Consider the following 21,967-nt stretch of genomic DNA (forward strand, 5'->3'; position numbering starts at 1 on the left):
GCTGGCAGGGGGCATGGCCGCGCCCCCTGCCTCGCGCTCACCGCTCACGGGCCGGCGGGGGCGGTCAGCGGCCCGCCTCCTTCGAGACCAGGGCCACCGCCTCGTCCACGTCGTCGGTGACGTGGAACAGGGTCAGGTCCTTCTCCGCGGCCTTGCCCTGGGCCACGAGCGTGTGGGTGAGCCAGTCGACCAGGCCGCTCCAGTAGGACTCGCCGAAGAGGACGATCGGGAAGCGCGTCACCTTCTGGGTCTGGACGAGGGTGAGGGCCTCGAAGAGTTCGTCGAGGGTGCCGAGACCGCCGGGCAGGACGACGAAGCCCTGGGCGTACTTGACGAACATCATCTTCCGGACGAAGAAGTAGCGGAAGTTGAGGCCGATGTCGACGTAGGGGTTGAGCCCCTGCTCGAAGGGCAGTTCGATGCCCAGTCCGACGGAGGTGCCGCCGGCTTCGAGGGCGCCCTTGTTGGCCGCCTCCATGGCTCCGGGGCCGCCGCCGGTGATGACGGCGAAGCCCGCCTCCACGAGACCGCGGCCGAGCCGGACGCCCGCCTCGTACTCGGGTGAGTCGACCGGCGTCCGGGCGGAGCCGAAGACGCTGATGGCGGCCGGGAGTTCGGCGAGCGTGCCGAAGCCCTCGATGAACTCGGACTGGATGCGCAGGACCCGCCAGGGGTCGGTGTGGACCCAGTCCGAGGGGCCGCCCGCGTCCAGCAGCCGTTGGTCGGTCGTGCTCGCCTGCACCTGGGTGCGTCTGCGCAGCACCGGCCCCAGCCGCTGCTCCTCCGGTGGCTGGTTCTTGCCCTCGGGGTTGCCGGTCGCCATGTCCGCTCCCTCCGCCGTGCTGGTGGTTCGGTTCAGCGTAGATCCACGCGGGTTACGGAGGGGGGACGCGAGCGTGTCCGCCCGCGATCCGTCACCGACGCGTTCCGATGCCCGCCGATATGCGCTGATTCATCTCCAGCGGATCCCCGGCCGAATCCATTCCCCGCCTCAGGCCGTGAGCCAGGCCCGCAGGCGCTCCTCCCCCGCCAGGATCTTCGCGGTCTCCACGCGTTCGTCCCGCTTGTGCGCCAGGTGCGGGTTACCGGGTCCGTAGTTGACCGCGGGGACGCCGAGGGAGCTGAAACGGGAGACGTCCGTCCAGCCGTACTTGGGCGAGGGGGTGCCGCCGACCGCCTCGATGAAGGCGGCGGCCGCCGGGTGGGAGAGGCCGGGCAGCGCGCCCGGGCTGTGGTCGTCGACCACGAACTCCTCGACACCGCAGTCGGCGAAGACCTCGCGGACGTGGGCGACGGCCTCCTCCTCCGTGCGGTCGGGCGCGTAGCGGAAGTTGACCGTGACCACGCACTCGTCGGGGATGACGTTGCCGGCCACGCCGCCGGAGATGCCGACCGCGTTGAGACCCTCGCGGTACTCCAGGCCGTCGATCAGCGGGTAGCGCGGCTGGTACGCGGCGAGGCGGGCGAGGATCGGGGCGGCCGCGTGGATGGCGTTGGAGCCCATCCAGCCGCGGGCGGAGTGGGCGCGTTCGCCCTTCGTCCTCAGCAGGACCCGCAGGGTGCCCTGGCAGCCGCCCTCGACCTGGCCGTCGGAGGGCTCCAGGAGGACCGCGAAGTCGCCCTCCAGCCACTCGGGGTGCGCCTCGGAGATGTGCTTCAGACCGTTCAGCTCGGCGGCGACCTCCTCGTTGTCGTAGAAGACGAAGGTCAGGTCGCGGTTCGGGGACGGCACCGTGGCCGCGATGCGCAGCTGGACCGCGACGCCGGACTTCATGTCGCAGGTGCCACAGCCCCACAGGACGCCGTCCTCGTCGAGACGGGAGGGGACGTTGTCGGCGATGGGCACGGTGTCGATGTGGCCGGCCAGGATCACCCGCTCCGCCCGCCCCAGGTGGGTGCGGGCGACGACGTTGTTGCCGTAGCGCTCGACCGTGAGGTGCGGCAGGGCGCGCAGCGCGGTCTCGATCGCGTCCGCGAGCGGCTTCTCGGTGCCGCTCTCGGAGGGGAAGGCGACGAGCTGCGCGGTCAGCCGCGCGGCGTCCAGCGTGAGGTCAATAGGGGTGTCGGCCATGGCCCCGACCCTAACGCGCCCCGCTCGCGGATCCGGCCGGCGACCGGTTCCCGTCGCCCGCCAGGAGGTTGTCCACAACCGGGGCATGTTCCCATTACCCTCCAGTACCTTGTACGGCGTGCCAGAGTCGTACACCGTTTCTCCTCATCCTCGTCCCCGGCGACGTGGTGGCTGCTTCCTGCGTTTCGCGGCGGCCCTCGTCGTGCTGCTCGCACTGGGGGCGTATCTGACCATGCAGTATCTGACCGGGGGCAACGGCACACCGAAGTGCACGGTGGTGTCGGCCGACGACGAGAAGACGTCGTACGAGTTCACGCCCGAGCAGGCGGCGAACGCGGCGACGATCTCGGCCGTGGGCACCTCACGTGACCTGCCCGAGCGGGCCGTGACGATCGCGCTGGCGACCGCGCTCCAGGAGTCCGGTCTGCGGAACATCGCGCACGGCGACCGGGACTCGCTGGGGCTGTTCCAGCAGCGCCCGTCGCAGGGCTGGGGCACCGAGCGGCAGATCCAGGACCCCGTGTACGCGGCGGGCGAGTTCTACGAGCACCTGGCGAAGGTCTCGGGCTACGAGCGGCTGCCGCTGACCGTGGCCGCCCAGAAGGTGCAGCGCAGCGGTTACCCGGACGCCTACGCCAAGCACGAGCCGGACGCCACGCTGCTGGCCGCCGCGCTGACCGGCCGGGCGGCGGCCACGCTGACCTGCGAGGGGCGCCGGGAGACGTCCGCGACGACGTACGGCGGTGGCCCCGAGGCGGTGCGCAGCGCGCTCGCGCGGGACTTCGGCGACAAGATGTTCGACACGGCCGGGGCCGTGGTGAAGCCCGCGCGCTTCGCCGCCTCCGCGACCACCTCGACGGCGTCCGGCGCCCCGCCGGCGACCGGAGCGAGCCCGACCCCGGCGGTGTCCGCGCTGACGATCCCGGTGTCGGACGCCGGGGGCGCCGACGAGGTGCGGCGGCGGGGCTGGGAGCTGGCGCACTGGGCCGTGGCGAACTCCTCCCGGCTGGGCGTCGAGCGCGTCACGTACGCCGGGCGGGAGTGGGTGGCCGAGGGCCGGGCCGGCGCCTGGCGCAAGGCCGCGGCGGCGGGCGGCTCGACGGCCGAGGTCCGCATCGTCACGGGACGGTAGGGGCCGCGCCGGAGGCGGGACACTCCTGGGCGGCGGTCCGAATCGTCCCTGGACATCGGGGGCCGGGGCTCACCCGTCGGAGGTAAGCGCGGCGCGTCGGGTGGACGGGGTGCGCGGGTTTTCGCCTGCTCACCCTCGCCCCGCCGGATTCCTTGGGAGCACGGGGCCGTAAGGATTCGGCAGACAGTCGGACCGCACGTCATTCCTTCACATTTATCCGCATTCGATAATGCGACGCATTGCCAACTCTTTACGTTGGGCCTCCGCAACCTTCACGGACTTCGAGCGGTAGTCACTGCGTCCGCGCCCGGATCGATCACGCCGACAGCCATTCGGCGGCCAACTCCCGGGCGCGGTCGGACACTTCACCGTTCTCTTCCGTCAAAGGAGCACCATGTCCCTCCCCCTGACCCGCCGGATCGCCCATGCCGCGCTGCTGACCGCAGCGGGAGCGGCCTCCGTGGTCGGTGCGGCCGGCTCCGCGAGCGCGGCGCCCGAACTCCCGGCCACCCCGGACCTGGGCGGTCTGTCCGCCGTGGACGGGGCGCACGCCGGCAACACCGTGGACGGCGCGACGCAGAGCGTCACCGGCGTCGCGAGCAACGTGGGCGGCAAGGCGGCCAAGGAGACCCTGCCGACCGTGAGCAAGACCGGCCAGAAGACCGTCAAGAGCCTGCCGACGGACTCCGTCGCCAAGGGCGGCCTGCCCACGGGCAAGCTGCCGGTCAAGAGCCCGCTCGGCTGACACCTGCTCCAGCGGAAGGGGCCCGGGGTTTCCCCCGGGCCCCTTTTCCGTCGTCCGGCCGGGCCTACGCCCCGGTCAGCCGGGCCACCGCCGCCGCGACCCGTTCGTCCGTGGCGGTGAAGGCGACGCGGACGTGGTGCTCACCCGCGGAGCCGTAGAAGTCACCGGGGGCCACGAGGATGCCCAGGTCGGCGAGGTGGGCGACCGTGGCCCAGCAGGACTCGTCACGGGTGGCCCAGAGGTAGAGGCTGGCCTCGCTGTGCTCGATGCGGAAGCCGTGGCGCTCCAGGGCGTCGCGGAGGGCGGCACGACGGGCGGCGTAGCGGTCGCGCTGCTCGCGGACGTGGGCGTCGTCGCCGAGGGCGGCGACCACGGCGGCCTGGGTGGGGGCCGAGGTCATCATGCCGCCGTGCTTGCGGATCTGCAGGAGCGGGTTGAGGACGGCCGGGTCGCCCAGCAGGAAGGCCGCGCGGTAGCCCGCGAGGTTGGAGCGCTTGGAGAGGGAGTGGACGGCCACGATGCCGTCGTACGAGCCGCCGTTCACGTCGGGGTGCAGGACCGAGACGGGGTCCGCCTCCCAGCCCAGCTCCAGGTAGCACTCGTCGGAGAAGAGCAGGATGCCGTGCTCGCGGGCCCAGGCCACGATCCGGGTCAGCTCCTCCTGGGAGAGGACCTTGCCGGTGGGGTTGGACGGCGAGTTCAGCCAGAGGAGCCTCAGGCCCTCGGGGTCGAGCCGCGTCGGGTCGTCGTAGACCTCGTGCTCGGCGCGGGCGAGGCGGGCGCCGACCTCGTACGTCGGGTAGGCGAGGCGCGGGTACGCGACCCGGTCGCCGGGGCCGAGGCCCAGCTGCGTGGGGAGCCAGGCGACCAGTTCCTTGGAGCCGACGATCGGCAGGACGTGGCGGTGGGTGATCCCGCGGGCGCCGAGGCGGCGCTCGGCCCAGCCGGTGATCGCGTCGCGCAGTTCGGGGGTGCCCCACACGGTCGGGTAGCCCGGCGAGTCGGCGGCGGCCACCAGGGCCTTCTGGACGAGCTCGGGGACCGGGTCGACCGGGGTGCCCACGGAGAGGTCGACGATGCCGCCGGGGTGGGCGGCGGCCGTCGCCTTGTACGGCTCCAGCTTGTCCCAGGGGAAGGTGGGGAGACGATCGCTGACTGCGGACACGGGATCTGGCTCACTTTCTCGTACGGACGCTCCGTACGGGCCCGTGGGACGGGACGCGGGCGTACGTACAGCTCGTACGGCGAACGCCTCGGCCCCGTACGGCGATCAGGTGATCGGACCGTACGGGACCGAGGCGGCGCCTGCCGCGGGCCGCCGGCCGGGCGGGCTCGCGGCGTCGCTTCCTCAGGCCTGCGGCGGCAGGGCGGCGATGAAGGGGTGGTCGCGCTCGATCAGGCCGAGCTTGCTCGCACCGCCGGGAGAGCCGAGCTCGTCGAAGAACTCGACGTTCGCCTTGTAGTAGTCCTTCCACTCCTCCGGAGTGTCGTCCTCGTAGAAGATCGCCTCGACCGGGCACACCGGCTCGCAGGCACCGCAGTCGACGCATTCATCCGGGTGGATGTAGAGGGACCGCTGACCCTCGTAGATGCAGTCGACCGGGCACTCCTCGATGCACGCCTTGTCCTTGACGTCGACACAAGGCTGCGCGATGACGTAGGTCACGCTGTCGTTCCTCCTCGATAGGGCGCTGGCGGGCCTCCTCAGGCTCCGCCGCCTGGCGCGCGGGAGCGCGGCGTCGTCGATGCCCGCCCCTAGTATCTCCGTTCCTGGGCATGATCCGAACAGGAGGGGTGAACTGACCTGTGGAAATCTCTGCCGGTGGACGTCTCGAGATCCGCGTTTCCGCCGCTGACGTGGGAAAACGCGTCTCCGTGCGGCGGGTTGCCGAGGATGCCGTCGCGGGTCGGAAATTCACCGACACGGTTGGTGTTCTCACATCATGGGACGACGGCGTGCTGCTGATCACCCGCAGGGACGGGGAGCGCGTCCGGATCGAGGAGTCGTCGCTGGTGGCGGGGAAGGTGGTGCCCGCCGCGCCCGCCCGCCGGCGGGGACCGGCGGCCTCGTACGAGGAACTGGCGCGGATCTCCGCGCGGGCCTGGCAGCCCGTCGAGCGGGAGTCGCTCGGCCGCTGGGAGCTGCGGGCCGCCGCCGGCTTCACCCGGCGCGCCAACTCGGTGCTGCCCCTCGGCGACCCCGGCATACCCCTGGACGAGGCGCTGAGGGCGGTACGCGGCTGGTACGCGGCCCGGGGGCTGCCCGCCTACCTCCAACTGGCCACCGGCGCCGAGGGCACCCAGGAGCTCCTCTGCGCGGAGGTGGAGGACCGCGGCTGGATCCGTGAGGTCACCGCCGAGCTGTGGATCGGGGCGCTCGCGCCCGTCGCGGACCGGGAGGCGCCCGGGGTGCGGCTGTCCCGGACGGCGGACGAGGCGTGGCTCAGCCGCTACCAGCGCAAGGGAGCCGGCGAGGTCGCGCTGAAGGTGCTCGGCAGCGGGCCCTCGGTGTGGTTCGCGACGGTGCCGGGGGCCGAGGGGGCCGCTCCCGCGGCGATCGGACGGTGTGTCGTGGACGGGCGGTGGGCGGGTTTCGCGGCCGTGGAGGTCGATCCGGCGCGCCGCCGGGAAGGGCTCGCGACGACCGTGATGGCCGCGCTGGCCCAGCGGGCGCTGGACGAGGGGGCCTCGGCGGGCTGGCTCCAGGTCGAGACGGACAACGCGGGCGCGCGGACGCTGTACGGCGGTATGGGCTTCGCCGCGCACCATGCGTATCACCACTACCGGGCGCCCGGGGACGCGTCCGAAGGGTTCGGGGGCCGTTTCGAGTCGTCGCGGTCGTCATGAGCGGGCCGTACCCCGACATGCGTGCGCCTCTGCCGCCGGAGCCGGAGCGGGCCGCCGAGGTGCGGCGGCGGTTCGCCGCGGAGGCGCGGGCCGAGCGGCCCGACCTCGCCACGCTGTGCCTGCTCGTGGGCGCCGCGGGCGACGGGGCGCTGGACGACGCCGGTCTCGACGCCGCGCAGATCGAACTGGACCGGCTCGCGGGGCTGCTGCCCTACCGTCCCGGCGGGCCCCGCGCGTGGGCGCTCGCGCTGGAGGGGCTGCTCGGCGAGCGGTGCGGGTTCCGCGGCTCCGCCGCGGACTACCGGCGGCTGGAGTCGTCGCTGCTGCACCGGGTGCTGGAGCGGCGGCGGGGGCTGCCGATCCTGCTGTCGGTGGTGTGGATGGAGGTGGCCCGGCGGGCGGGGGCCCCGGTGTACGGGGTCGCGCTGCCCGGGCACTTCGTCGTGGGGTTCGGGCCCGCGGAGGAGCAGGTGCTGGCCGATCCGTTCGACGGGGGGCGGGTGCTCAGCGGGAGCGACGCGGAGACCCTGGTCGCGGGGGCGACGGGAGGTCCGCTGGAGCCGGGGATGCTGCGGCCGGCCGATCCGCTGGACGTCGTGCTGCGGGTCCTGAACAACGTACGGGCGTGGGCCGCGGCCCGGCCCGAGCGGTCGGACGTGGCGTTGTGGGCGATCGAGTTGTCGCTGGCCCTGCCCTCGCACCCGGCGCGGCTGCGGTACGAGTGGGCGCAGTTGCTGGTGCTGCGGGGGGAGTTCCTGCGCGGTGCCGCGGAGCTGGAGGCCTACGCGGAGGTGGTGGCGGGCGTGGACGACAGCGCGGCGGACCGGGTGCGGCGACAGGCGGGGGCGGCTCGGGCTCGGTTGAACTGAGAGCCGGCTGCGGTTGGGGTGCGGGCCGGGTGCGTGTCCCCGCCGTAGGGGCCTGTGTCCGTGGACGGCTGCGGGTGCGTCGTGGTTGGTCGCGCAGTTCCCCGCGCCCCTGGAGGGCTGCCCCCGGCCAGCCACCTCGCCCCAACCACAGCCCGGCCCACCGACCGCCTCGGCCCGTCCTCCCGGCCCGGCTACAGCCACCCCTTCTCCCGTGCGATCCGTACCGCCTCCCGTCGATTGCGGACCGACAGCTTCTGTATCGCCGTGGAGAGGTAGTTGCGGACCGTGCCCTGGGAGAGGTGGAGGGTCTCGGCCAGCTCCGCGTTCGTGGCGCCGTCGGCTGCCGCGCGGAGCACCTCGCGTTCGCGGTCGGTCAGGGGGTTGGCCCCCTCGGCGAGGGCCGCTGCCGCGAGGGTGGGGTCGATGACCCGTTCGCCGGTGAGGACGCGGCGTACGGCGTCGGCCAGCCGCGCGGCGGGGGCGTCCTTGACGAGGAACGCGTCGGCGCCGGCCTCCATGGCGCCGCGGAGGTAGCCGGGGCGGCCGAACGTGGTGAGGACGACGAGCTTCACGGCGGGCAGCTCGCGGTGGAGCCGGGCCGCCGCCTCGATGCCCGTCGCGCCCGGCATCTCGATGTCGAGGAGGGCCACGTCGACGTCATGGGCGCGGGCGGCGGCCAGGACCTCGTCGCCGCGGGCGACCTGGGCCACCACCTCGATGTCCTCCTCCAGGCCCAGGAGGGCGGCCAGGGCCTCGCGGACCATCGACTGGTCCTCGGCGAGGAGGACCTTGATCGTGCGGCTCATGCGCCGGATCCTATGTCCGGGGTCACGGGCGCCGCGGGGGCCCTGGCCACCAGGCGGAAGCCGTGCCCGGCGGGTCCCGCGTCCAGCGTGCCGCCCACCTTCTCCAGTCGTTCGGTGAGGCCCGTGAGCCCGGTGCCCGGGCTGCCGCCGGCCCCGTCGGCCTGGATGCCCCCGACGCCCTTCCCGTCGTCGTCGACGGTGAGTTCGAGGGCCGGGCCGTCGAGGGTCTGGCGGCGGACGAGGTCCACCGAGCAGCGGTGGGCGCCGCTGTGCCGGACGACGTTGGTGACGGCTTCGCGCAGCGCCCAGGCCAGGGCGGACTCGGTGTCGTCGGGGACGTCGGTGAGGTCGGGGACGGCGTCGGGCAGTTCGGCGGTGATGCCGGCCGCCGTGAGCGCGTCGCGGGCACCGGCGAGTTCGGTGGCGAGGCGGGGGCGGCGGTAGCCGGTGACGGCCTCGCGGACGTCGACGAGGGCCTGGCGGCTGACCTGCTCGATGTCGGCGACCTGGCGGGCCGCCTCCTCGGGGCGGTCCGGGAGCATCCGGCCCGCCAGCTCGCTCTTGAGGGTGATCAGGGAAAGGGAGTGGCCGAGGAGGTCGTGCAGGTCGCGCGCGAGGCGCAGGCGCTCCTCGTTCGCCGCCAGCTGGGCCACCGTCGCCCGGGCCTCCCGGAGCTCACGGGTCGTGTGGATGAGTTCGCGCACACCGGCCATGGAGAAGCCGCCGAGGAGGGCCGGCAGGAGCAGGGAGGCCAGATACGCCTCCCCGCCGGGCACGGAGAGGGCGACGGCCGTCAGCAGCGCGGAGCAGGCCGGGATCGTCAGCCGGGCCAGGCGCAGCGGGAGCGCGGCGCCGGACGCGACCGACACATAGACGAAGAGCACGAGCCACTCGCGGCCGAGGGTGAGGGCCAGGACCGTGGACTGGGCGGCGAGCACGGCGAGGGAGCCGAGGACCAGGCGGTTGGTCTCGCCGCGGCCGGTGCGGAAGATCAGCACGAAGTACCAGGCGACGAAGGCGGCCAGGCCGATCCAGCCGAGGAGGCGGACGCCGGCGCTGTGGCCCCCGTGCAGCAGGTCCGTCACGGGGGCGCTGAGGTAGGCGAGCCAGATCCCGGTCCAGAGGAACTTCATCGCCCGCTGTCTGCCGTTCTGCGGGCGCTGCCCGATGCCGACGCCGCTCACGCCTTCAGCGTGTCCTTCCGGTACAGCCAGGCCGCGCCGCCCGCGAACAGGGCGAAGGAGACGGCCAGGACGAGGAGGTCCGTGGTGTGCGGGGCGCGGCTCTCCTCGATGGCCCGGCCGAGGGAGGCGTACGCGTGGGTGGGCACCCACCTGGCGATGTCCTGGAGCCACTGGGGGAACGTCGTCGTGGGCATCCACAGGCCGCCGAGCATCGACAGACCGAAGTAGACGATCATCGTGACGGGGCGGACCGCGTCGCCGGAGACGAGGTAGCCGATGGCGACGCCGAGCGCGGCGAAGACGAGGCTGCCGGCCCAGATCGCGCCGGTCAGGGCGAGCCACTGCCAGGCGTCGAGGCGGACGTCCTTCACGAGGGCCGCCACCACGAAGACGATCACGATGGAGGGCAGGCTGACCACGGCCGCGCTCGCGGTCTTCGCGAGGACGTAGCCGCGCCCCGGCAGGGTGGTCAGCCGCAGCTGGCGTACCCAGCCGCTCTCGCGTTCCTTGGCGATGCGCTCGCTGTTGCCCGTCAGGACGGCCGTCAGGGCGCCGAAGGAGGCCATGGAGACCATCATGTACGTCGGCAGGGTCAGGCCGGTGCCGTCGATCCTCTCCGTGGTGCTCGCGCTGCCGGCGATCAGCAGGAACAGCAACGAGGGGTAGAGCACCGAGAAGAACAGGAACTTGCGGTTGCGCAGGGCCCGGGTGAGTTCCAGCTTGATGAGGCCCCACGAGGCGCGGGTGGTCAGCACGTCGACTTCGCCTCCTCGGCGGCGGTGATCATCATGAACGCCTGTTCGAGGCCGAGTCCGGCCACTTCGAGGTTGCGGGGGTACAGGCCGAGGCCGTACAGGGCGTGGACGGTCGCGTCGGCGTCGGTGGACTGGATGCGGACGGTACTGCCGGACACGTCGAGGGTGGCGAGGAAGGGCAGGCCCCGCAGGCGCTCCTCGTCGATCGGGGCGTCGGGCAGGTCGAAGGAGATCCTGCGGGCGCCGGCCTTCGCCTTGATCTCGGCGGCGGTGCCGTCGGCCAGCAGCCTGCCCCGGTGCAGGACGAGGACACGGTCGGCGACGGCGTCGGCCTCCTCGAGGTAGTGCGTGGCGAAGAGGACGGTGCGGCCCTGGTCGGCCTGTTCGCGCATGGTCGCCCAGAACGCCTGACGGGTGGTGACGTCCATGCCGGTGGTGGGCTCGTCCAGGACGATCAGGTCGCTGTCGCCGGCGGTGGCGAGGGCGAAGCGGACGCGCTGGGCCTGGCCGCCGGAGAGCTTGTCGACCTTGCGGTCGGCGATCCGGGTGATGCCGGCGCGGGCGAGGACCTCCGACACCGGGTACGGCCGGGGGTGCAGGGAGCAGGCCAGGCGGACCAGCTCGGCGACGGTGACCTCGTCCATGAGGCCGCCGCTCTGCAGCATGGCGCCGACGCGGCCCGCGACGATGGCCTCGCGGGGGCTGGTGCCGAGGACGCGGACGGTGCCGGTGTCGGGCTGCTTCAAGCCGAGGAGGAGGTCGAGGGTGGTGGACTTGCCCGCGCCGTTCGGGCCGAGCAGGGCGACGGTCTCCCCCGGGCGCAGCGCGAGCGTCAGTCCGTCGACCGCCCGCACGCTCCCGTAGGACTTGCCCACCCGCTCGAACCCGACCACCGGCGTGGTCGTGACCGCTGTTGTCGTCATGGGAACCAGGGTGGCCGCGCGAGCCCCCTCTGCGGCAGTGTCGGTGGTCCTGTGTGCCGCATGACAGAAGTCATACCGGCAGGGGTGACATACGAGCGGGGGGCACCCGGCGTGCCACCGGATGCCCCCCGCCTCGCGTGCTCGGTCAGGTCGGGTTCGTGTCGATCACGGCGACCCGGTCGGTCTTGCTCTTGAGGGCCAGCCGGAGGGCGCCGTAGACGTCCTTGGCGTTGACGGGGGTCTTCTCGCCGTTGGCCCGGGTGATCAGGACGCCGTTGAAGGTGCCGCCGTAGAGCTCCACCAGGGCCTTCTCGTTGTAGGAGTCGACGAGCTTGCCGTCGACGGCCTTGACGGTGAGGAACTTCCAGAGGGAGTTCTCGGGGCTCAGCCGGACGGCGTGCGCGGCGTCCGTCTGCACGGTGACGATGCCGGACATCGCCGGCTGCGCGAAGTCCTTCATGAACCGGTCGACCTCGGCCTTGTCGACCGACGGCTCCTTGGCGGTGGTCGGCAGGCTCACGGCGGGGGCCGTACCGGTCTCGACCTGGGTGCGGTAGGCCTTCTCGACGGCCTCGGAGGACTGGTCCACGGCGATGCCCTTGCCGGCCTTGCCGTAGACCGGGACGGCCTTGCCGGGCTCGTACTTCACGGTGCCGTCGCTCGACGAGCCGGAGCTGCCCGCGGCGCGCTCCAGCGCGGCCCGGAGCTTCTCCACGTCGACCGGCATGACGGGCTCGACGACCCGCTTCTGCCCGAAGAGGGAGCCGATCACGGAGACCGGGTTGTAGTCGCTGACGGCGGCGACCCGGACCGTGTCCTGCATGTCGAACTGCAGTCCGGCCTGGTCCGGGCGGAGCGTGACCGTCCCGCCGTCGACCGTGAGCTTCAGCTCCTTGTTCGTGTGGTCGGCGAAGGCCTTGTCCAGCTTGTTGACGGCCTCGTCGCGGGTGCCGCCGCCGATGTCGACTCCGAGGACGGTGGTGCCCCTGGGGACGTCGGAGTGGTTCATGAGGAGACCGGCGCCGTAGACACCGCCGGCGAGGACGATCACGCCGCCGCCGAGGAGCACCAGCTTGTTGCGGCCCTTCTTCTTGGCGGGCTTCGCCGCCTTCGGGGCCTTGCCGCCGGCGGGCTTCTGCTGCTGAGCGCCGGGGTCGGGCAGCTTCGGCGGGGTGTGCCGGGTCGCGCCGTCGACGCCGCCCGGACCGAAGGGGGTGCCCTGGGTGCCCGGGGGCACGACGGGGATACCGCTGGTCAGGGTGTGCCCGGACGGGTTGTCCAGGGGGCCGGGGCCGCCGTAGCCGGGGGCGCCGGACCCGTCGGCGGGACGCTGCGGGGTGAGGACCGCGGTGTCGTCGCTGAGCCCGCCGCCGGACTGGGCGTAGTCCGCGCCGACCGGGGAGGTGAAGTCGGCCGCCGGGCCGAACGGGTCGTTCGGGGTCGCGGGCGGGCCGAGGGGGCTGTCACCGGTGACAGGGCCGCCCGTGGGGCCGGAGGGGCCGCCCGCGGTGCCGCTGCCCGAGAAGTACGGCAGGTCCTCGCGGTCGGACGTGGCGGCGGCGAGCGCGGCCGACACGTCGAAGGAGCCGGTGCCGCCGCCGTGGCCGGGAGCCACCGGTCCGGCGCCGGTGGCACCGGGGAGCCCGGCGCCGTTCGTCCCGCCGGGCCGGGGGGCGCCGCCCGCACCGGGGCGGGGGCCGCCGGGCTGGGCGGAGGGGGCGCCGGGCGGCCTGCCTGCGCCGCTGCCGCCGACGGGGCGGGGGGCCGGGCCGCCGGCCGCGGCCGCCGCACCGGCGGAGAACCCGGCGCCGTTGCTGTGGCCGCCGCTCGGGCCCTTGCCCGCGGGGGCGCTCTTGCGTGGCGCGAACCAGTCGCTCGCCGGCTTGTCGTCGGCCGCCGGGGACGGCTCCGGCGCGGGCGCCGGGGTGTTCGTCAGCACGGGCATGGCCGTGGTGCCGGTGGTCTCCGACTCGGATCCGGCATCGTCCGCCGGGCCCTCGCCGTCACCGACCGGCTTGCGCACGACGACCGGCGGGATGGGCCGGGACCCGGGGATGTTGATCCGGACCCGGGTCGTCAGCGTGGTCTCGGTCTTGGGGCCGTCCGGCCGCTCGCCTGCGGCCGACCGGGCCGCTTCGGCACCGGCCTCGGTGGCCATGGGTGTGCCGTACGGCGGTGTCCCCGACGGGTACGCGGTGCTGCCGCGCCCATTGGCCCCGGAGGACGAAGTGTCAGTTTCACGACTCAAGGCAGGTTCTCCCGGTTTGCTCCGCCGCCCGTCACGACCTCAACTCAGCGGGCAGCTCGGCGGCGCGCACCACCATACTGGCCACTTCCGGCGCGTATCCCACGACCGCGTGGGAAACCCACACCGGACCCGCACCCCCCGACTGCGGCGAAGTGGTACGTCACTTCCCAAGTCGGGCGTCGGACCCGGCCGGTTGCCGCCCCCACCCAAGGGTGGCGCACATCACAGCCACAGCCATGCCACCGAGCAGGAAGAGATATGAGCCGACTCCCGCGGCGAAGAGGAAGTCGCCCTCCGGCCGGGTGGAGGTCAGCAGCACCACGGAGATCATCCAGCCGGCGGCCGGCGCAACGGCCCCCGCCCTGCCGCCCGTCGCCCGGGCGCCGCCCAGGAAGAGCCCGGCCGCGGCGATCAGCGCCAGCAGCAATCCGAGCGGGAACCAGGCCGCTTGGGCGAGCCCGCCGGCCACCCCGAGCACGGCTCCCAGCAGGAGAAGGCCCAGGTAGGCGGCGATCCGCGGGAGCGAGGGCAGGGTCAACGGCTGGGCGAGCATGCTGCCTTGTCCGCCCGTGGGCGGCTGGGTCGGCTTCATCGCGCGACCGCCTCTCGGCCGTCGCGCGGACGTGCCACTCGTTCGTCATACACAGTCGTACGCATCACAGGCCCGTTCCGTTCTGGACTTCCTCGAAAGACCTGCCGGGAATTCCCTCGAACAAGTCGCTCTCCCGGCCGCCGCCTTCGCGTCCGCCGCGCACCAACTCGTAGTACTCGGTGGTGAGGAGGGGTTGGGCGAGCTCGTTGGAGAGGACGAAGTAGGGTTCGGCGACCTCGATCTGGGTGGCGTGGGCGCGCATCGCGGCGGCCTTCGCTGCCGCGAAGCCCGTGCCGTCGATCTCGGTGGTGACGATGTGGTCGTCCACCACGCCGGGCACGTCGGTGACGTCGGCGGCCCGCTCGAAGGGCAGCCGGCCGGGTTCGGCGAGGTCGCGGTGGAGCCGGGCGAAGCCCTCGACGATCACCCCGCGCGGCACCCGGTTCCAGTAGACCTTGCCGATCTCCCAGGGGGCGCCCAGGTCGGGGCGGAAGCCGGGGTCGGCGGCGAGGTCGGCGGCGCGCATGGCGACGCGGTGGGCCTGGATGTGGTCGGGGTGGCCGTAGCCGCCGTTCGGGTCGTAGGTCACGAGGACCTGGGGGCGTACCTCGCGGACGACCGCCACGAGGTGGGCGGCGGCCTCGTCGACGTCGGCGGACCAGAAGGCTCCGGGCCGCTCGTTCTGCTCGACGCCCATCATCCCGGAGTCGCGGTAGCGGCCGGGGCCGCCGAGGAAGCGGTGGTCGGTGACGCCGAGCTCCTTCATGGCCTCGGCCAGCTCGCCCACCCGGTAGGGACCCAGGGCGTCGTCGCGGTCGGGCGCGAGATGCGCGAGGTGGGGCGGGATGACCTCGCCCTCCTCGCCGAGGGTGCAGGTCACCAGCGTCACCCGCGCTCCCTCGGCCGCGTACTTGGCCATGGTCGCGCCGTTGTTGATCGACTCGTCGTCCGGGTGCGCGTGCACCAGGAGCAGTCGGCGGGCGGGCAGATCGGTCATGGGCCCACCCTACGAGGCGCCCGATCCGTGCCCGCGCCGGGCGCGGGCACGCACGGGAACGGGCGCGAGGGCGGGCCCGGTGGCGGTCGGAGGTCTCAGAACTTGATGCTGCCGATCATGCCCGCGATGTTGGTGGTCAGCTCGCTGATCGTCGGCGCGATGGTCGACGAGGAGAGGTAGAACCCGAGCAGGATGCAGATGATCGCGTGTGGTGCCTTCAACCCTGACTTCTTGATCAGGATGAAGACGATGATCGCCAGCAGCACCACCGCCGAAATCGAGAGTGCCACGGCGGCTCACCTCCAAAAAGTTCCCTGGGACCTGGGGAGTGAAGCAGTTGTCGAACGGCGACGGTGAGGATGTCGTCGAACGATGACGCGGGTGACGCAGTTGTGAATCCGTACATCGGCCAGCAGGTTCATACCCACTCGGCGGTAGTGATCATAACTATCCAAACGCGCGCATCGATCGGCGCACGGCCGCACAAGGGGGCGCATGGCCAATATGGTCGGCACATGACGACCGAGCCCGAGTCCTTCCCCCGTCGGCACGCCCGGACACAGCGTTTCAGCCTCGGCGCGCCGCGCGCGTTCTCCGTCGCTCCCGACGGTTCCCGTGTCGTGTTCCTGCGTTCCTCGTCCGGTACCGACCGGGCCAACAAGCTGTGGGTACTGGATCTCCCGGAGGGTGCCGAGAGGGTGGCGGCGGACCCGGGGGCGCTGCTGCGCGGTTCGTCCGAGGAGTTGTCCGCCGAGGAGCGGGCGCGCCGTGAGCGCAGCCGCGAGGGCGGTGCCGGAATCGTCGGCTATGCCACCGACGCGGCCGTGGAGTTGGCCTCTTTCGCCTTGTCAGGGCGGCTTTTCGTGGCGGAGTTGCGGGCCGGTACGGCACGTGGACTCGACGTCCCCGGACCGGTGATCGACCCGCGCCCCTCCCCCGACGGCCGGTACGTCGCGTACGTCACCCGGGGCACGCTGCGGGTGGTGGAGGCGGAGGGCGGCGGCGACCGGGCGCTCACCGAGGAGGGGACGGAGAACGTCACCCACGGTCTGGCGGAGTTCATCGCGGCCGAGGAGATGGGTCGTTCACGTGGTTTCTGGTGGTCGCCGGAGTCGGACCGGCTGCTCGTGGCGCGCGTGGACGACACGCCGGTGCGCCGCTGGTGGATCTCGGACCCCGCGCAGCCGGAAAGGGACCCGCGGCGGGTGCCGTATCCGGCGGCCGGCACCGCCAACGCGGAGGTGCGGCTCTTCGTGACCGACCTCGCCGGGACGCGCACGGAGGTCGCGTGGGACCGGGCCCGCTATCCGTATCTGGCGCATGTGCACTGGTCAGGGGCGGGGGCGCCGCTGCTTCTGGTGCAGGCGCGGGACCAGCGCAGCCAGCTGTTCCTGGCGGTGGACCCGGACACCGGGGCGACCCGTATGGTGCACGCCGACGAAGATCCACATTGGCTTGATCTTTTCCCCGGGGTGCCTTCGTGGAGTCCGTCGGGGCAGCTCGTGCGTGTCGCGGACGAGGGCGGCGCGCGGGTGCTGGCGGTGGGCGAACGCCCGCTGACGGGCCCGCAGTTGCACGTCCGGGCGGTGCTGGACGTGTCCGACGACGATGTGCTGGTCTCGGCGTCGGCGGGTGAGAGGGCCGCCGAGCCGGAGATCGGCCAGGTGCACGTCTACCGGGTGAACGAGCTGGGGGTGGAGCGGGTCTCCGAGGAGCCCGGGGTGCACTCGGCGGTGCGTTCCGGCGGTGTGACGGTCCTGGTGTCCGCCGTGCCGGACCGGGCGGGGTCCCAGGTGCGGGTGCTGCGGGAGGGCAAGCAGGTGGCCACCGTGGCGACTTGCGCGGAAAACCCCGGTATGTCCCCGCGCGTGCGGTTCACACAGGGGGGCGCACGCCGCGTACCGTGCGCCCTGCTTATGCCGAGGGACTACGACGGCGTCACACCCCTGCCGGTCCTCATGGACCCCTACGGCGGTCCGCACGGCCCCCGGGTGCTGGCGGCACACAACGCGCACCTCACCTCGCAGTGGTTCGCCGACCAGGGTTTCGCGGTGGTGGTCGCCGACGGGCGGGGCACGCCGGGCCGCTCCCCCGCGTGGGAGAAGGCGATCGACGGCGACCTCACGCTCTCCCTGGACGACCAGGTGGACGCGCTGCACGACCTCGCGCGGTCGCACCCCCTCGATCTGTCGCGGGTGGCGATCCGCGGCTGGTCGTTCGGCGGCTGGCTGGCCGCCCTGGCCGTACTGCGCCGCCCGGACGTCTTCCACGCCGGGATCGCGGGCGCCCCGGTCACCGACTGGCGGCTGTACGACACCCACTACACGGAGCGGTATCTCGGCGACCCGGCCGCGAACCCGGCGGCGTACGCGGGGAGTTCGCTGGTGACGGACGGCGGGCTCTCCTCGCCCGCGGCGCCGCACCGGCCGCTGATGATCGTGCACGGCACGGCCGACGACAACGTGGTCTTCGCCCACGCCCTGCGGCTGTCCTCCGCGCTCCTCGAGGCCGGCCGCCCGCACGAGGTGCTGCCGCTCTCCGGCGTCACGCACATGACCCCGCAGGAACAGGTGGCGGAGAACCTGCTCCTGCTCCAGGTGGACTTCCTGAAGCGGTCGCTGGGTCTGTGAGCCCCGGGAGCGGGCACGGCAACGGGCCGGGGCGACATGGCGCGCCCCGGCCCGTTTACGGCACCCGCACGGCCGTACGCTGTTCAGCTTCGCGCGTCCGTATATCGGAACGACGTCAGCCAAGTTGCCTGCGTGTTAACGCGGTTGGTGTGCTTTTGTACGGCTATACGGCTCCCTCGGCATGATCGTCCAGCGGCTCCTCCGGCGGGACGACCTGCTTCTCCTCCGCGAAGTGGCAGGCGGAGTCATGGGCGGCCGGGCCGAACCCGTGCCGGAACTCCGCCGGTACCGCGAGCGGCGGCACCTCCCGCTCGCACTTCTCGCGGGCCTTCCAGCAGCGGGTGCGGAAACGGCACCCGGACGGGATGTTCGTCGGGGAGGGCACATCGCCGAAGAGGATGATCCGTTCGCGGTGCTCCCGGGCCTCGGGGTCGGGGACGGGCACGGCGGACAGCAGGGCCTGGGTGTAGGGGTGGGTGGGGTGGTCGTAGATCTCGGCGTCGCGGCCGATCTCGACGATCCGGCCGAGATACATCACGCCCACCCGGTCGGAGATGTGCCGCACGATCGACAGGTCGTGCGCGATGAAGACGTAACTGAGCCCGAACTCCCCCTGGAGCCGCTCCAGCAGGTTGATCACCTGGGCCTGGACGGACACGTCGAGCGCGGAGACCGGTTCGTCGGCCACGATGATCTCCGGGCGGAGCGCCAGCCCGCGGGCGATGCCGATGCGCTGGCGCTGACCGCCGGAGAACTGGTGTGGATAGCGGTTGACGTACTCGGGGTTGAGGCCGACCACGTCGAGGAGTTCCCGCACCTTGCGTCGCCGGTCGCCCTTGGGGGCGACCTCGGGGTGGATGTCGTACGGCTCGCCGATGATGTCGCCGACGGTCATCCGGGGGTTGAGGGAGGTGTACGGGTCCTGGAAGACCATCTGGATGTTGCGGCGCACCGCCTTCAGGGCCCGGCCGGAGAGCCTGGTGATGTCCTCGCCCTTGTACTTGATCGACCCGGCGGTGGGCCGCTCCAGGTTGACCAGCATCTTGGCCACGGTCGACTTGCCGCAGCCGGACTCGCCGACGATGCCGAGGGTTTCCCCCGCGCCGAGCGTGAAGTCCACCCCGTCCACGGCCTTGACCGCGCCGACCTGCTTCTTGAACAGCACGCCCTGGGTCAACGGGAAGTGCTTGACCAGCCCACTGACCTCCAGGATCGGCTCAACCGTTGACGTAGCCGTCGACTCGGTCATCGAGGCACTCCCTCCAGAAGTGGCAGGCGCTCACCCGCGTGCCGTCGGACGGGGTCACGTCGTACAGCGGGGGTACGTCGGTGCGACACACGTCGCGGGCCATCGGGCAGCGCGGGTGGAAGGCGCAGCCCGGCGGGATCCTCGTGAGGTTGGGCGGGAGGCCCTTGATGGCGTACAGCTCCTGGCCTTTCTGGTCCAGGCGCGGGATGGAGTCGAGCAGGCCGCGGGTGTACGGGTGGGCCGGGGCCTTGTAGATGTCGTGGACGGGGGCGGACTCCACGATGCGGCCGGCGTACATGACGGCGATGCGGTCGGCGACGTCCGCGACGACGCCGAGGTCGTGGGTGATGAGGATGAGGCCCATGTCCAGTTCGCGGCGCAGCTCGGCGAGGAGGTCCATGACCTGGGCCTGGACGGTGACGTCGAGGGCCGTCGTCGGTTCGTCGGCGATGATCAGCGAGGGCTCCAGGGCCAGTGCCATCGCGATCATGATGCGCTGGCGCATACCGCCGGAGAACTGGTGGGGGTAGTCCCGTACGCGTTCCTTCGCGGCCGGGATGCGGACCCGGTCCATCAGCTCGACGGCCTTGGCGCGGGCGTCCTTCTTCGACATGCCCCGGTGCACGACGAACATCTCGCCGAGCTGCTCGCCGACGGTCAGGACGGGGTTCAGGGCGGAGAGCGCGTCCTGGAAGATCATCGCCATCTCGGCGCCGCGGACCTTCCGGCGTTCGTCCTCCTTGAGCTTCAGCAGGTCCCGGCCCTTGAGGAGGATCTCGCCGCCGGTGATCCGCCCCGGCGGCATGTCGAGGATCCCCATGATCGCCTGCGCGGTGACGGACTTCCCCGACCCGGACTCCCCCAGCACCGCGAGCGTCTGTCCGGCGTCGACCGCGTACTCGACCCCGTTGACCGCCTTGGCGATCCCGTCCCGCGCCCTGAACTCCACCCGGAGATCGCGCACTTCGAGCAGCATGACGACGGCTCACCTCAGCTTCGGGTCGAGGGCGTCGCGGACCGCGTCGCCGAGCATGATGAACGCCAGGACGGTGATCGCGAGGGCGCCGGAGGGCCACAGCAGGGCGTGCGGGGCGTTGCGGATGTACGGCGAGGCGGCGGAGATGTCGATGCCCCAGGAGACGCTGGGCGGCTTCAGACCGACCCCGAGGTAGGACAGGGTGGCCTCCAGGGCGATGTAGGTGCCCAGCGCGATGGTCGCGACGACGATGACCGGGGCCACGGCGTTCGGGGTGATGTGCCTCAGCAGCATGCGGGAGTTGGAGGCGCCGAGCGCGCGGGCGGCCTGGACGTAGTCGTTCTGCTTGGCGGTGATGACGGAGCCGCGGGCGATGCGGGAGATCTGCGGCCAGCCCAGCAGCACCATGAACCCGATCACCGGCCAGACGCTGTTGCTGGTGACCACCGACAGCAGCACCAGACCGCCGAGCACCACGGGGATGGCGAAGAAGACGTCGGTGATCCGGGACAGGAACGAGTCGGACATCCCGCCGAAGAAGCCGGCGAGCCCGCCGAGCACCGACCCGAGGAGCGCGACGCCGAGCGTGGCGCAGACGCCGACGGAGATCGAGATCCGCGCCCCGTACACGGTCCGCGTGTACACGTCGCAGCCCTGGCCGTCGAAGCCGAAGGGGTGGCCCGGCTGCGAGCCCTCCTGGGCCTTGGAGAGGTCGCACTTGAGGGGGTTGCCGGAGGCGATCAGCGACGGCCACAGGGAGATGACGACCAGGAAGAGGATCACGAGCGCCGAGATGATGAAGACGGGGTTGCGGCGCAGGTCGCGCCAGGCGTCGGACCAGAGGCTGCGGGCCTTGTCCGCCGGGCCGCCGGCGTCGGCGTTACCGAGGCCCTTCTCCAGGGTCTCCCCCTCGGTGGTGGCCAGATCCATGGTGCCGTCCAGTCCGGTCGCGGCGATCGCCCCGTGCTCGGGGGCGCGTTGGCCGCCCGAGACGTGCGGCTCCTCCGGCTGCGGCTCAGGCATAGCGGATCCTCGGGTCGAGTACGGCGTAGAGGAGGTCGACGAGCAGGTTGGCGGCGAGGAACACCAGGACGAGGACGGTCACGAAGCCGACGACGGTCTGGGTGTTCTGGCGGAGGATGCCCTGGTAGAGCTGGTAGCCGACGCCGTGGATGTTGAAGATCCGCTCGGTGACGATGGCCCCGCCCATCAGGGCGCCGATGTCGGTGCCGATGAAGGTGACCACCGGGATCAGGGAGTTCCGCAGCAGGTGCTTGCGGATCACCCGGTGGCGGGGCAGGCCCTTGGCGACGGCGGTGCGGACGTAGTCGCCGCGGGCGTTCTCCGCGATCGAGGTACGGGTCAGCCGGGTGACGTACGCGAGGGAGACGGAGGCGAGGACGAGTCCGGGGACGATCAGCTCGTCGAAGGGGGCGTCGGAGGAGACCGACGGGCTGATCCAGCCCCACTCCACGCCGAGCAGCAGCTGGAGCAGCAGACCGGTGACGAAGGTGGGGACCGAGATGACGACCAGGGTGGTCAGCAGGACGCCGGTGTCGACGGGCCGGCCGCGGCGCAGCCCGGTGACGACGCCGAGCGTGATGCCGATGACGATCTCGAAGAGGATCGCGACGATCGTCAGCCGGATGGTGACCGGGAAGGCGGAGGCCATCAGTTCGGTGACCTCCTGCCCGTTGAAGGCGGTGCCGAAGTCGCCGGTGAAGACGTTGCCCATGTAGGTCAGGTATTGCTGCCACACGGGCTTGTCGAGGCCGAACTCCCTGCGGAGCTGGGCGGCGGTCGCCGGGTCGCACTCCCGGTCGCCGCACAGGCCCGCGATGGGGTCGCCCATCACGTTCACCATCAGGAAGATCAGCAGGGTGGCGCCCACGAAGACCGGGATCATCTGCAGCAGGCGCCGGATCACATACCGTCCCATGCGG

21 protein-coding genes are annotated in these 21,967 nt (G+C 72.3%); 5 read left to right on the forward strand and 16 right to left on the reverse strand.

The features are described 5' to 3' along the window. Window positions 1–64 precede the first annotated feature (64 nt). Both SMA5143A_RS14215 and dapE read right to left on the reverse strand, forming a co-directional pair. Complete coding sequence (locus SMA5143A_RS14215; RefSeq protein WP_055520441.1) at window positions 65–823, reverse strand: TIGR00730 family Rossman fold protein; 759 nt, start codon at window positions 821–823, stop codon at window positions 65–67. A gap of 168 nt (window positions 824–991) precedes the next feature. Then, on the reverse strand, window positions 992–2,071 hold the full coding sequence (dapE, locus tag SMA5143A_RS14220; protein WP_107463275.1) for a succinyl-diaminopimelate desuccinylase: 1,080 nt from the start codon (window positions 2,069–2,071) through the stop codon (window positions 992–994). Between the two features lie 85 nt (window positions 2,072–2,156). Here dapE and SMA5143A_RS14225 point away from each other — a divergent pair, with 85 nt between their 5' ends. Together SMA5143A_RS14225 and SMA5143A_RS14230 are read left to right on the forward strand one after the other, a co-directional pair. Continuing rightward, window positions 2,157–3,203, forward strand: coding sequence for a heavy metal transporter (locus tag SMA5143A_RS14225; protein WP_441349505.1), 1,047 nt, complete (start codon window positions 2,157–2,159; stop codon window positions 3,201–3,203). Between the two features lie 394 nt (window positions 3,204–3,597). Next, on the forward strand, window positions 3,598–3,948 hold the full coding sequence (locus SMA5143A_RS14230) for an ATP-binding protein (protein ID WP_107463276.1): 351 nt from the start codon (window positions 3,598–3,600) through the stop codon (window positions 3,946–3,948). A gap of 64 nt (window positions 3,949–4,012) precedes the next feature. Here the strand turns inward: SMA5143A_RS14230 and SMA5143A_RS14235 are convergent, their stop codons facing one another. Further along, window positions 4,013–5,113, reverse strand: coding sequence for a bifunctional succinyldiaminopimelate transaminase/glutamate-prephenate aminotransferase (locus SMA5143A_RS14235; RefSeq protein WP_107463277.1), 1,101 nt, complete (start codon window positions 5,111–5,113; stop codon window positions 4,013–4,015). A 183-nt stretch (window positions 5,114–5,296) separates the two neighbouring features. After that, a complete protein-coding gene (gene fdxA, locus SMA5143A_RS14240) occupies window positions 5,297–5,614 on the reverse strand; it encodes a ferredoxin (protein ID WP_004926152.1) in 318 nt (105 codons plus the stop codon). A gap of 140 nt (window positions 5,615–5,754) precedes the next feature. On the opposite strand from fdxA, the gene SMA5143A_RS14245 reads away from it, so the two are divergent. Beyond that, entirely contained in the window at window positions 5,755–6,795 is a 1,041-nt protein-coding gene (locus SMA5143A_RS14245) for a GNAT family N-acetyltransferase (RefSeq protein WP_107463278.1), read from the forward strand. A 17-nt stretch (window positions 6,796–6,812) separates the two neighbouring features. After that, on the forward strand, window positions 6,813–7,664 hold the full coding sequence (locus tag SMA5143A_RS14250; RefSeq protein ID WP_107463279.1) for a transglutaminase-like domain-containing protein: 852 nt from the start codon (window positions 6,813–6,815) through the stop codon (window positions 7,662–7,664). A 191-nt stretch (window positions 7,665–7,855) separates the two neighbouring features. On the opposite strand, the gene SMA5143A_RS14255 is transcribed toward SMA5143A_RS14250, so the two are convergent. From SMA5143A_RS14255 to SMA5143A_RS14290, 8 genes are all read right to left on the reverse strand, one after another. Beyond that, window positions 7,856–8,470, reverse strand: a complete 615-nt coding sequence (locus tag SMA5143A_RS14255) for a response regulator transcription factor (RefSeq protein WP_107463280.1) — start codon at window positions 8,468–8,470, stop codon at window positions 7,856–7,858. Then, entirely contained in the window at window positions 8,467–9,654 is a 1,188-nt protein-coding gene (locus SMA5143A_RS14260; RefSeq protein WP_107463281.1) for a sensor histidine kinase, read from the reverse strand. Before SMA5143A_RS14260 ends, SMA5143A_RS14255 begins: the two co-directional genes overlap by 4 nt. After that, entirely contained in the window at window positions 9,651–10,409 is a 759-nt protein-coding gene (locus tag SMA5143A_RS14265; RefSeq protein WP_107463282.1) for an ABC transporter permease, read from the reverse strand. Before SMA5143A_RS14265 ends, SMA5143A_RS14260 begins: the two co-directional genes overlap by 4 nt. Beyond that, window positions 10,403–11,332, reverse strand: a complete 930-nt coding sequence (locus tag SMA5143A_RS14270) for an ABC transporter ATP-binding protein (protein ID WP_181361847.1) — start codon at window positions 11,330–11,332, stop codon at window positions 10,403–10,405. Before SMA5143A_RS14270 ends, SMA5143A_RS14265 begins: the two co-directional genes overlap by 7 nt. 145 nt (window positions 11,333–11,477) lie before the next feature. Further along, on the reverse strand, window positions 11,478–13,580 hold the full coding sequence (locus tag SMA5143A_RS14275; protein ID WP_107463284.1) for a hypothetical protein: 2,103 nt from the start codon (window positions 13,578–13,580) through the stop codon (window positions 11,478–11,480). 160 nt (window positions 13,581–13,740) lie between these two features. Further along, on the reverse strand, window positions 13,741–14,172 hold the full coding sequence (locus SMA5143A_RS14280; RefSeq protein ID WP_107463285.1) for a DUF6113 family protein: 432 nt from the start codon (window positions 14,170–14,172) through the stop codon (window positions 13,741–13,743). A 64-nt stretch (window positions 14,173–14,236) separates the two neighbouring features. After that, window positions 14,237–15,169 carry an N-acetyl-1-D-myo-inositol-2-amino-2-deoxy-alpha-D-glucopyranoside deacetylase gene (mshB, locus tag SMA5143A_RS14285; protein ID WP_107463286.1) on the reverse strand — a complete coding sequence of 311 codons (933 nt, stop codon included), beginning with the start codon at window positions 15,167–15,169 and terminating at the stop codon, window positions 14,237–14,239. Between the two features lie 95 nt (window positions 15,170–15,264). After that, window positions 15,265–15,459 (reverse strand): hypothetical protein, encoded by a 195-nt coding sequence (locus SMA5143A_RS14290; protein WP_055713941.1) that lies wholly within the window; start codon window positions 15,457–15,459, stop codon window positions 15,265–15,267. A gap of 225 nt (window positions 15,460–15,684) precedes the next feature. Between SMA5143A_RS14290 and SMA5143A_RS14295 the strand changes: the two genes are divergently transcribed. Further along, window positions 15,685–17,799: a S9 family peptidase gene (locus tag SMA5143A_RS14295; RefSeq protein ID WP_107463287.1), complete on the forward strand. Its 2,115-nt coding sequence runs from the start codon at window positions 15,685–15,687 to the stop codon at window positions 17,797–17,799. A gap of 163 nt (window positions 17,800–17,962) precedes the next feature. On the opposite strand, the gene SMA5143A_RS14300 is transcribed toward SMA5143A_RS14295, so the two are convergent. From SMA5143A_RS14300 to SMA5143A_RS14315, 4 genes are read right to left on the reverse strand one after another with little or no spacing between them, the layout of a single operon-like run. Continuing rightward, window positions 17,963–19,048 (reverse strand): ABC transporter ATP-binding protein, encoded by a 1,086-nt coding sequence (locus SMA5143A_RS14300; RefSeq protein WP_107463288.1) that lies wholly within the window; start codon window positions 19,046–19,048, stop codon window positions 17,963–17,965. After that, window positions 19,017–20,024, reverse strand: a complete 1,008-nt coding sequence (locus SMA5143A_RS14305; protein WP_107463289.1) for an ABC transporter ATP-binding protein — start codon at window positions 20,022–20,024, stop codon at window positions 19,017–19,019. The genes SMA5143A_RS14300 and SMA5143A_RS14305 overlap by 32 nt, the downstream gene beginning before the upstream one ends. Window positions 20,025–20,033: 9 nt before the next feature. Then, complete coding sequence (locus SMA5143A_RS14310) at window positions 20,034–21,047, reverse strand: ABC transporter permease (RefSeq protein ID WP_099967323.1); 1,014 nt, start codon at window positions 21,045–21,047, stop codon at window positions 20,034–20,036. Then, window positions 21,040–21,963 carry an ABC transporter permease gene (locus tag SMA5143A_RS14315; RefSeq protein WP_055515159.1) on the reverse strand — a complete coding sequence of 308 codons (924 nt, stop codon included), beginning with the start codon at window positions 21,961–21,963 and terminating at the stop codon, window positions 21,040–21,042. The genes SMA5143A_RS14310 and SMA5143A_RS14315 overlap by 8 nt, the downstream gene beginning before the upstream one ends. Window positions 21,964–21,967 lie beyond the last annotated feature (4 nt).

Source organism: Streptomyces sp. MA5143a, assembly GCF_900290235.1.
Classification (GTDB): Bacteria; Actinomycetota; Actinomycetes; order Streptomycetales; family Streptomycetaceae; genus Streptomyces.

Excerpts from the sequence above, each read along its gene's own strand:
- SMA5143A_RS14300 (WP_107463288.1), bottom strand. The coding sequence starts at position 19,048 with ATGACCGAGTCGACGGCTACGTCAACGGTTGAGCCGATCCTGGAGGTC.
- SMA5143A_RS14280 (WP_107463285.1), bottom strand. The coding sequence starts at position 14,172 with ATGAAGCCGACCCAGCCGCCCACGGGCGGACAAGGCAGCATGCTCGCC.
- SMA5143A_RS14255 (WP_107463280.1), bottom strand. The coding sequence starts at position 8,470 with ATGAGCCGCACGATCAAGGTCCTCCTCGCCGAGGACCAGTCGATGGTC.
- SMA5143A_RS14250 (WP_107463279.1), top strand. The coding sequence starts at position 6,813 with ATGCGTGCGCCTCTGCCGCCGGAGCCGGAGCGGGCCGCCGAGGTGCGG.
- mshB (WP_107463286.1), bottom strand. The coding sequence starts at position 15,169 with ATGACCGATCTGCCCGCCCGCCGACTGCTCCTGGTGCACGCGCACCCG.
- SMA5143A_RS14310 (WP_099967323.1), bottom strand. The coding sequence starts at position 21,047 with ATGCCTGAGCCGCAGCCGGAGGAGCCGCACGTCTCGGGCGGCCAACGC.
- dapE (WP_107463275.1), bottom strand. The coding sequence starts at position 2,071 with ATGGCCGACACCCCTATTGACCTCACGCTGGACGCCGCGCGGCTGACC.
- SMA5143A_RS14215 (WP_055520441.1), bottom strand. The coding sequence starts at position 823 with ATGGCGACCGGCAACCCCGAGGGCAAGAACCAGCCACCGGAGGAGCAG.
- SMA5143A_RS14295 (WP_107463287.1), top strand. The coding sequence starts at position 15,685 with ATGACGACCGAGCCCGAGTCCTTCCCCCGTCGGCACGCCCGGACACAG.
- SMA5143A_RS14225 (WP_441349505.1), top strand. The coding sequence starts at position 2,157 with ATGTTCCCATTACCCTCCAGTACCTTGTACGGCGTGCCAGAGTCGTAC.
- SMA5143A_RS14230 (WP_107463276.1), top strand. The coding sequence starts at position 3,598 with ATGTCCCTCCCCCTGACCCGCCGGATCGCCCATGCCGCGCTGCTGACC.
- SMA5143A_RS14315 (WP_055515159.1), bottom strand. The coding sequence starts at position 21,963 with ATGGGACGGTATGTGATCCGGCGCCTGCTGCAGATGATCCCGGTCTTC.
- SMA5143A_RS14270 (WP_181361847.1), bottom strand. The coding sequence starts at position 11,332 with ATGACGACAACAGCGGTCACGACCACGCCGGTGGTCGGGTTCGAGCGG.
- SMA5143A_RS14305 (WP_107463289.1), bottom strand. The coding sequence starts at position 20,024 with ATGCTGCTCGAAGTGCGCGATCTCCGGGTGGAGTTCAGGGCGCGGGAC.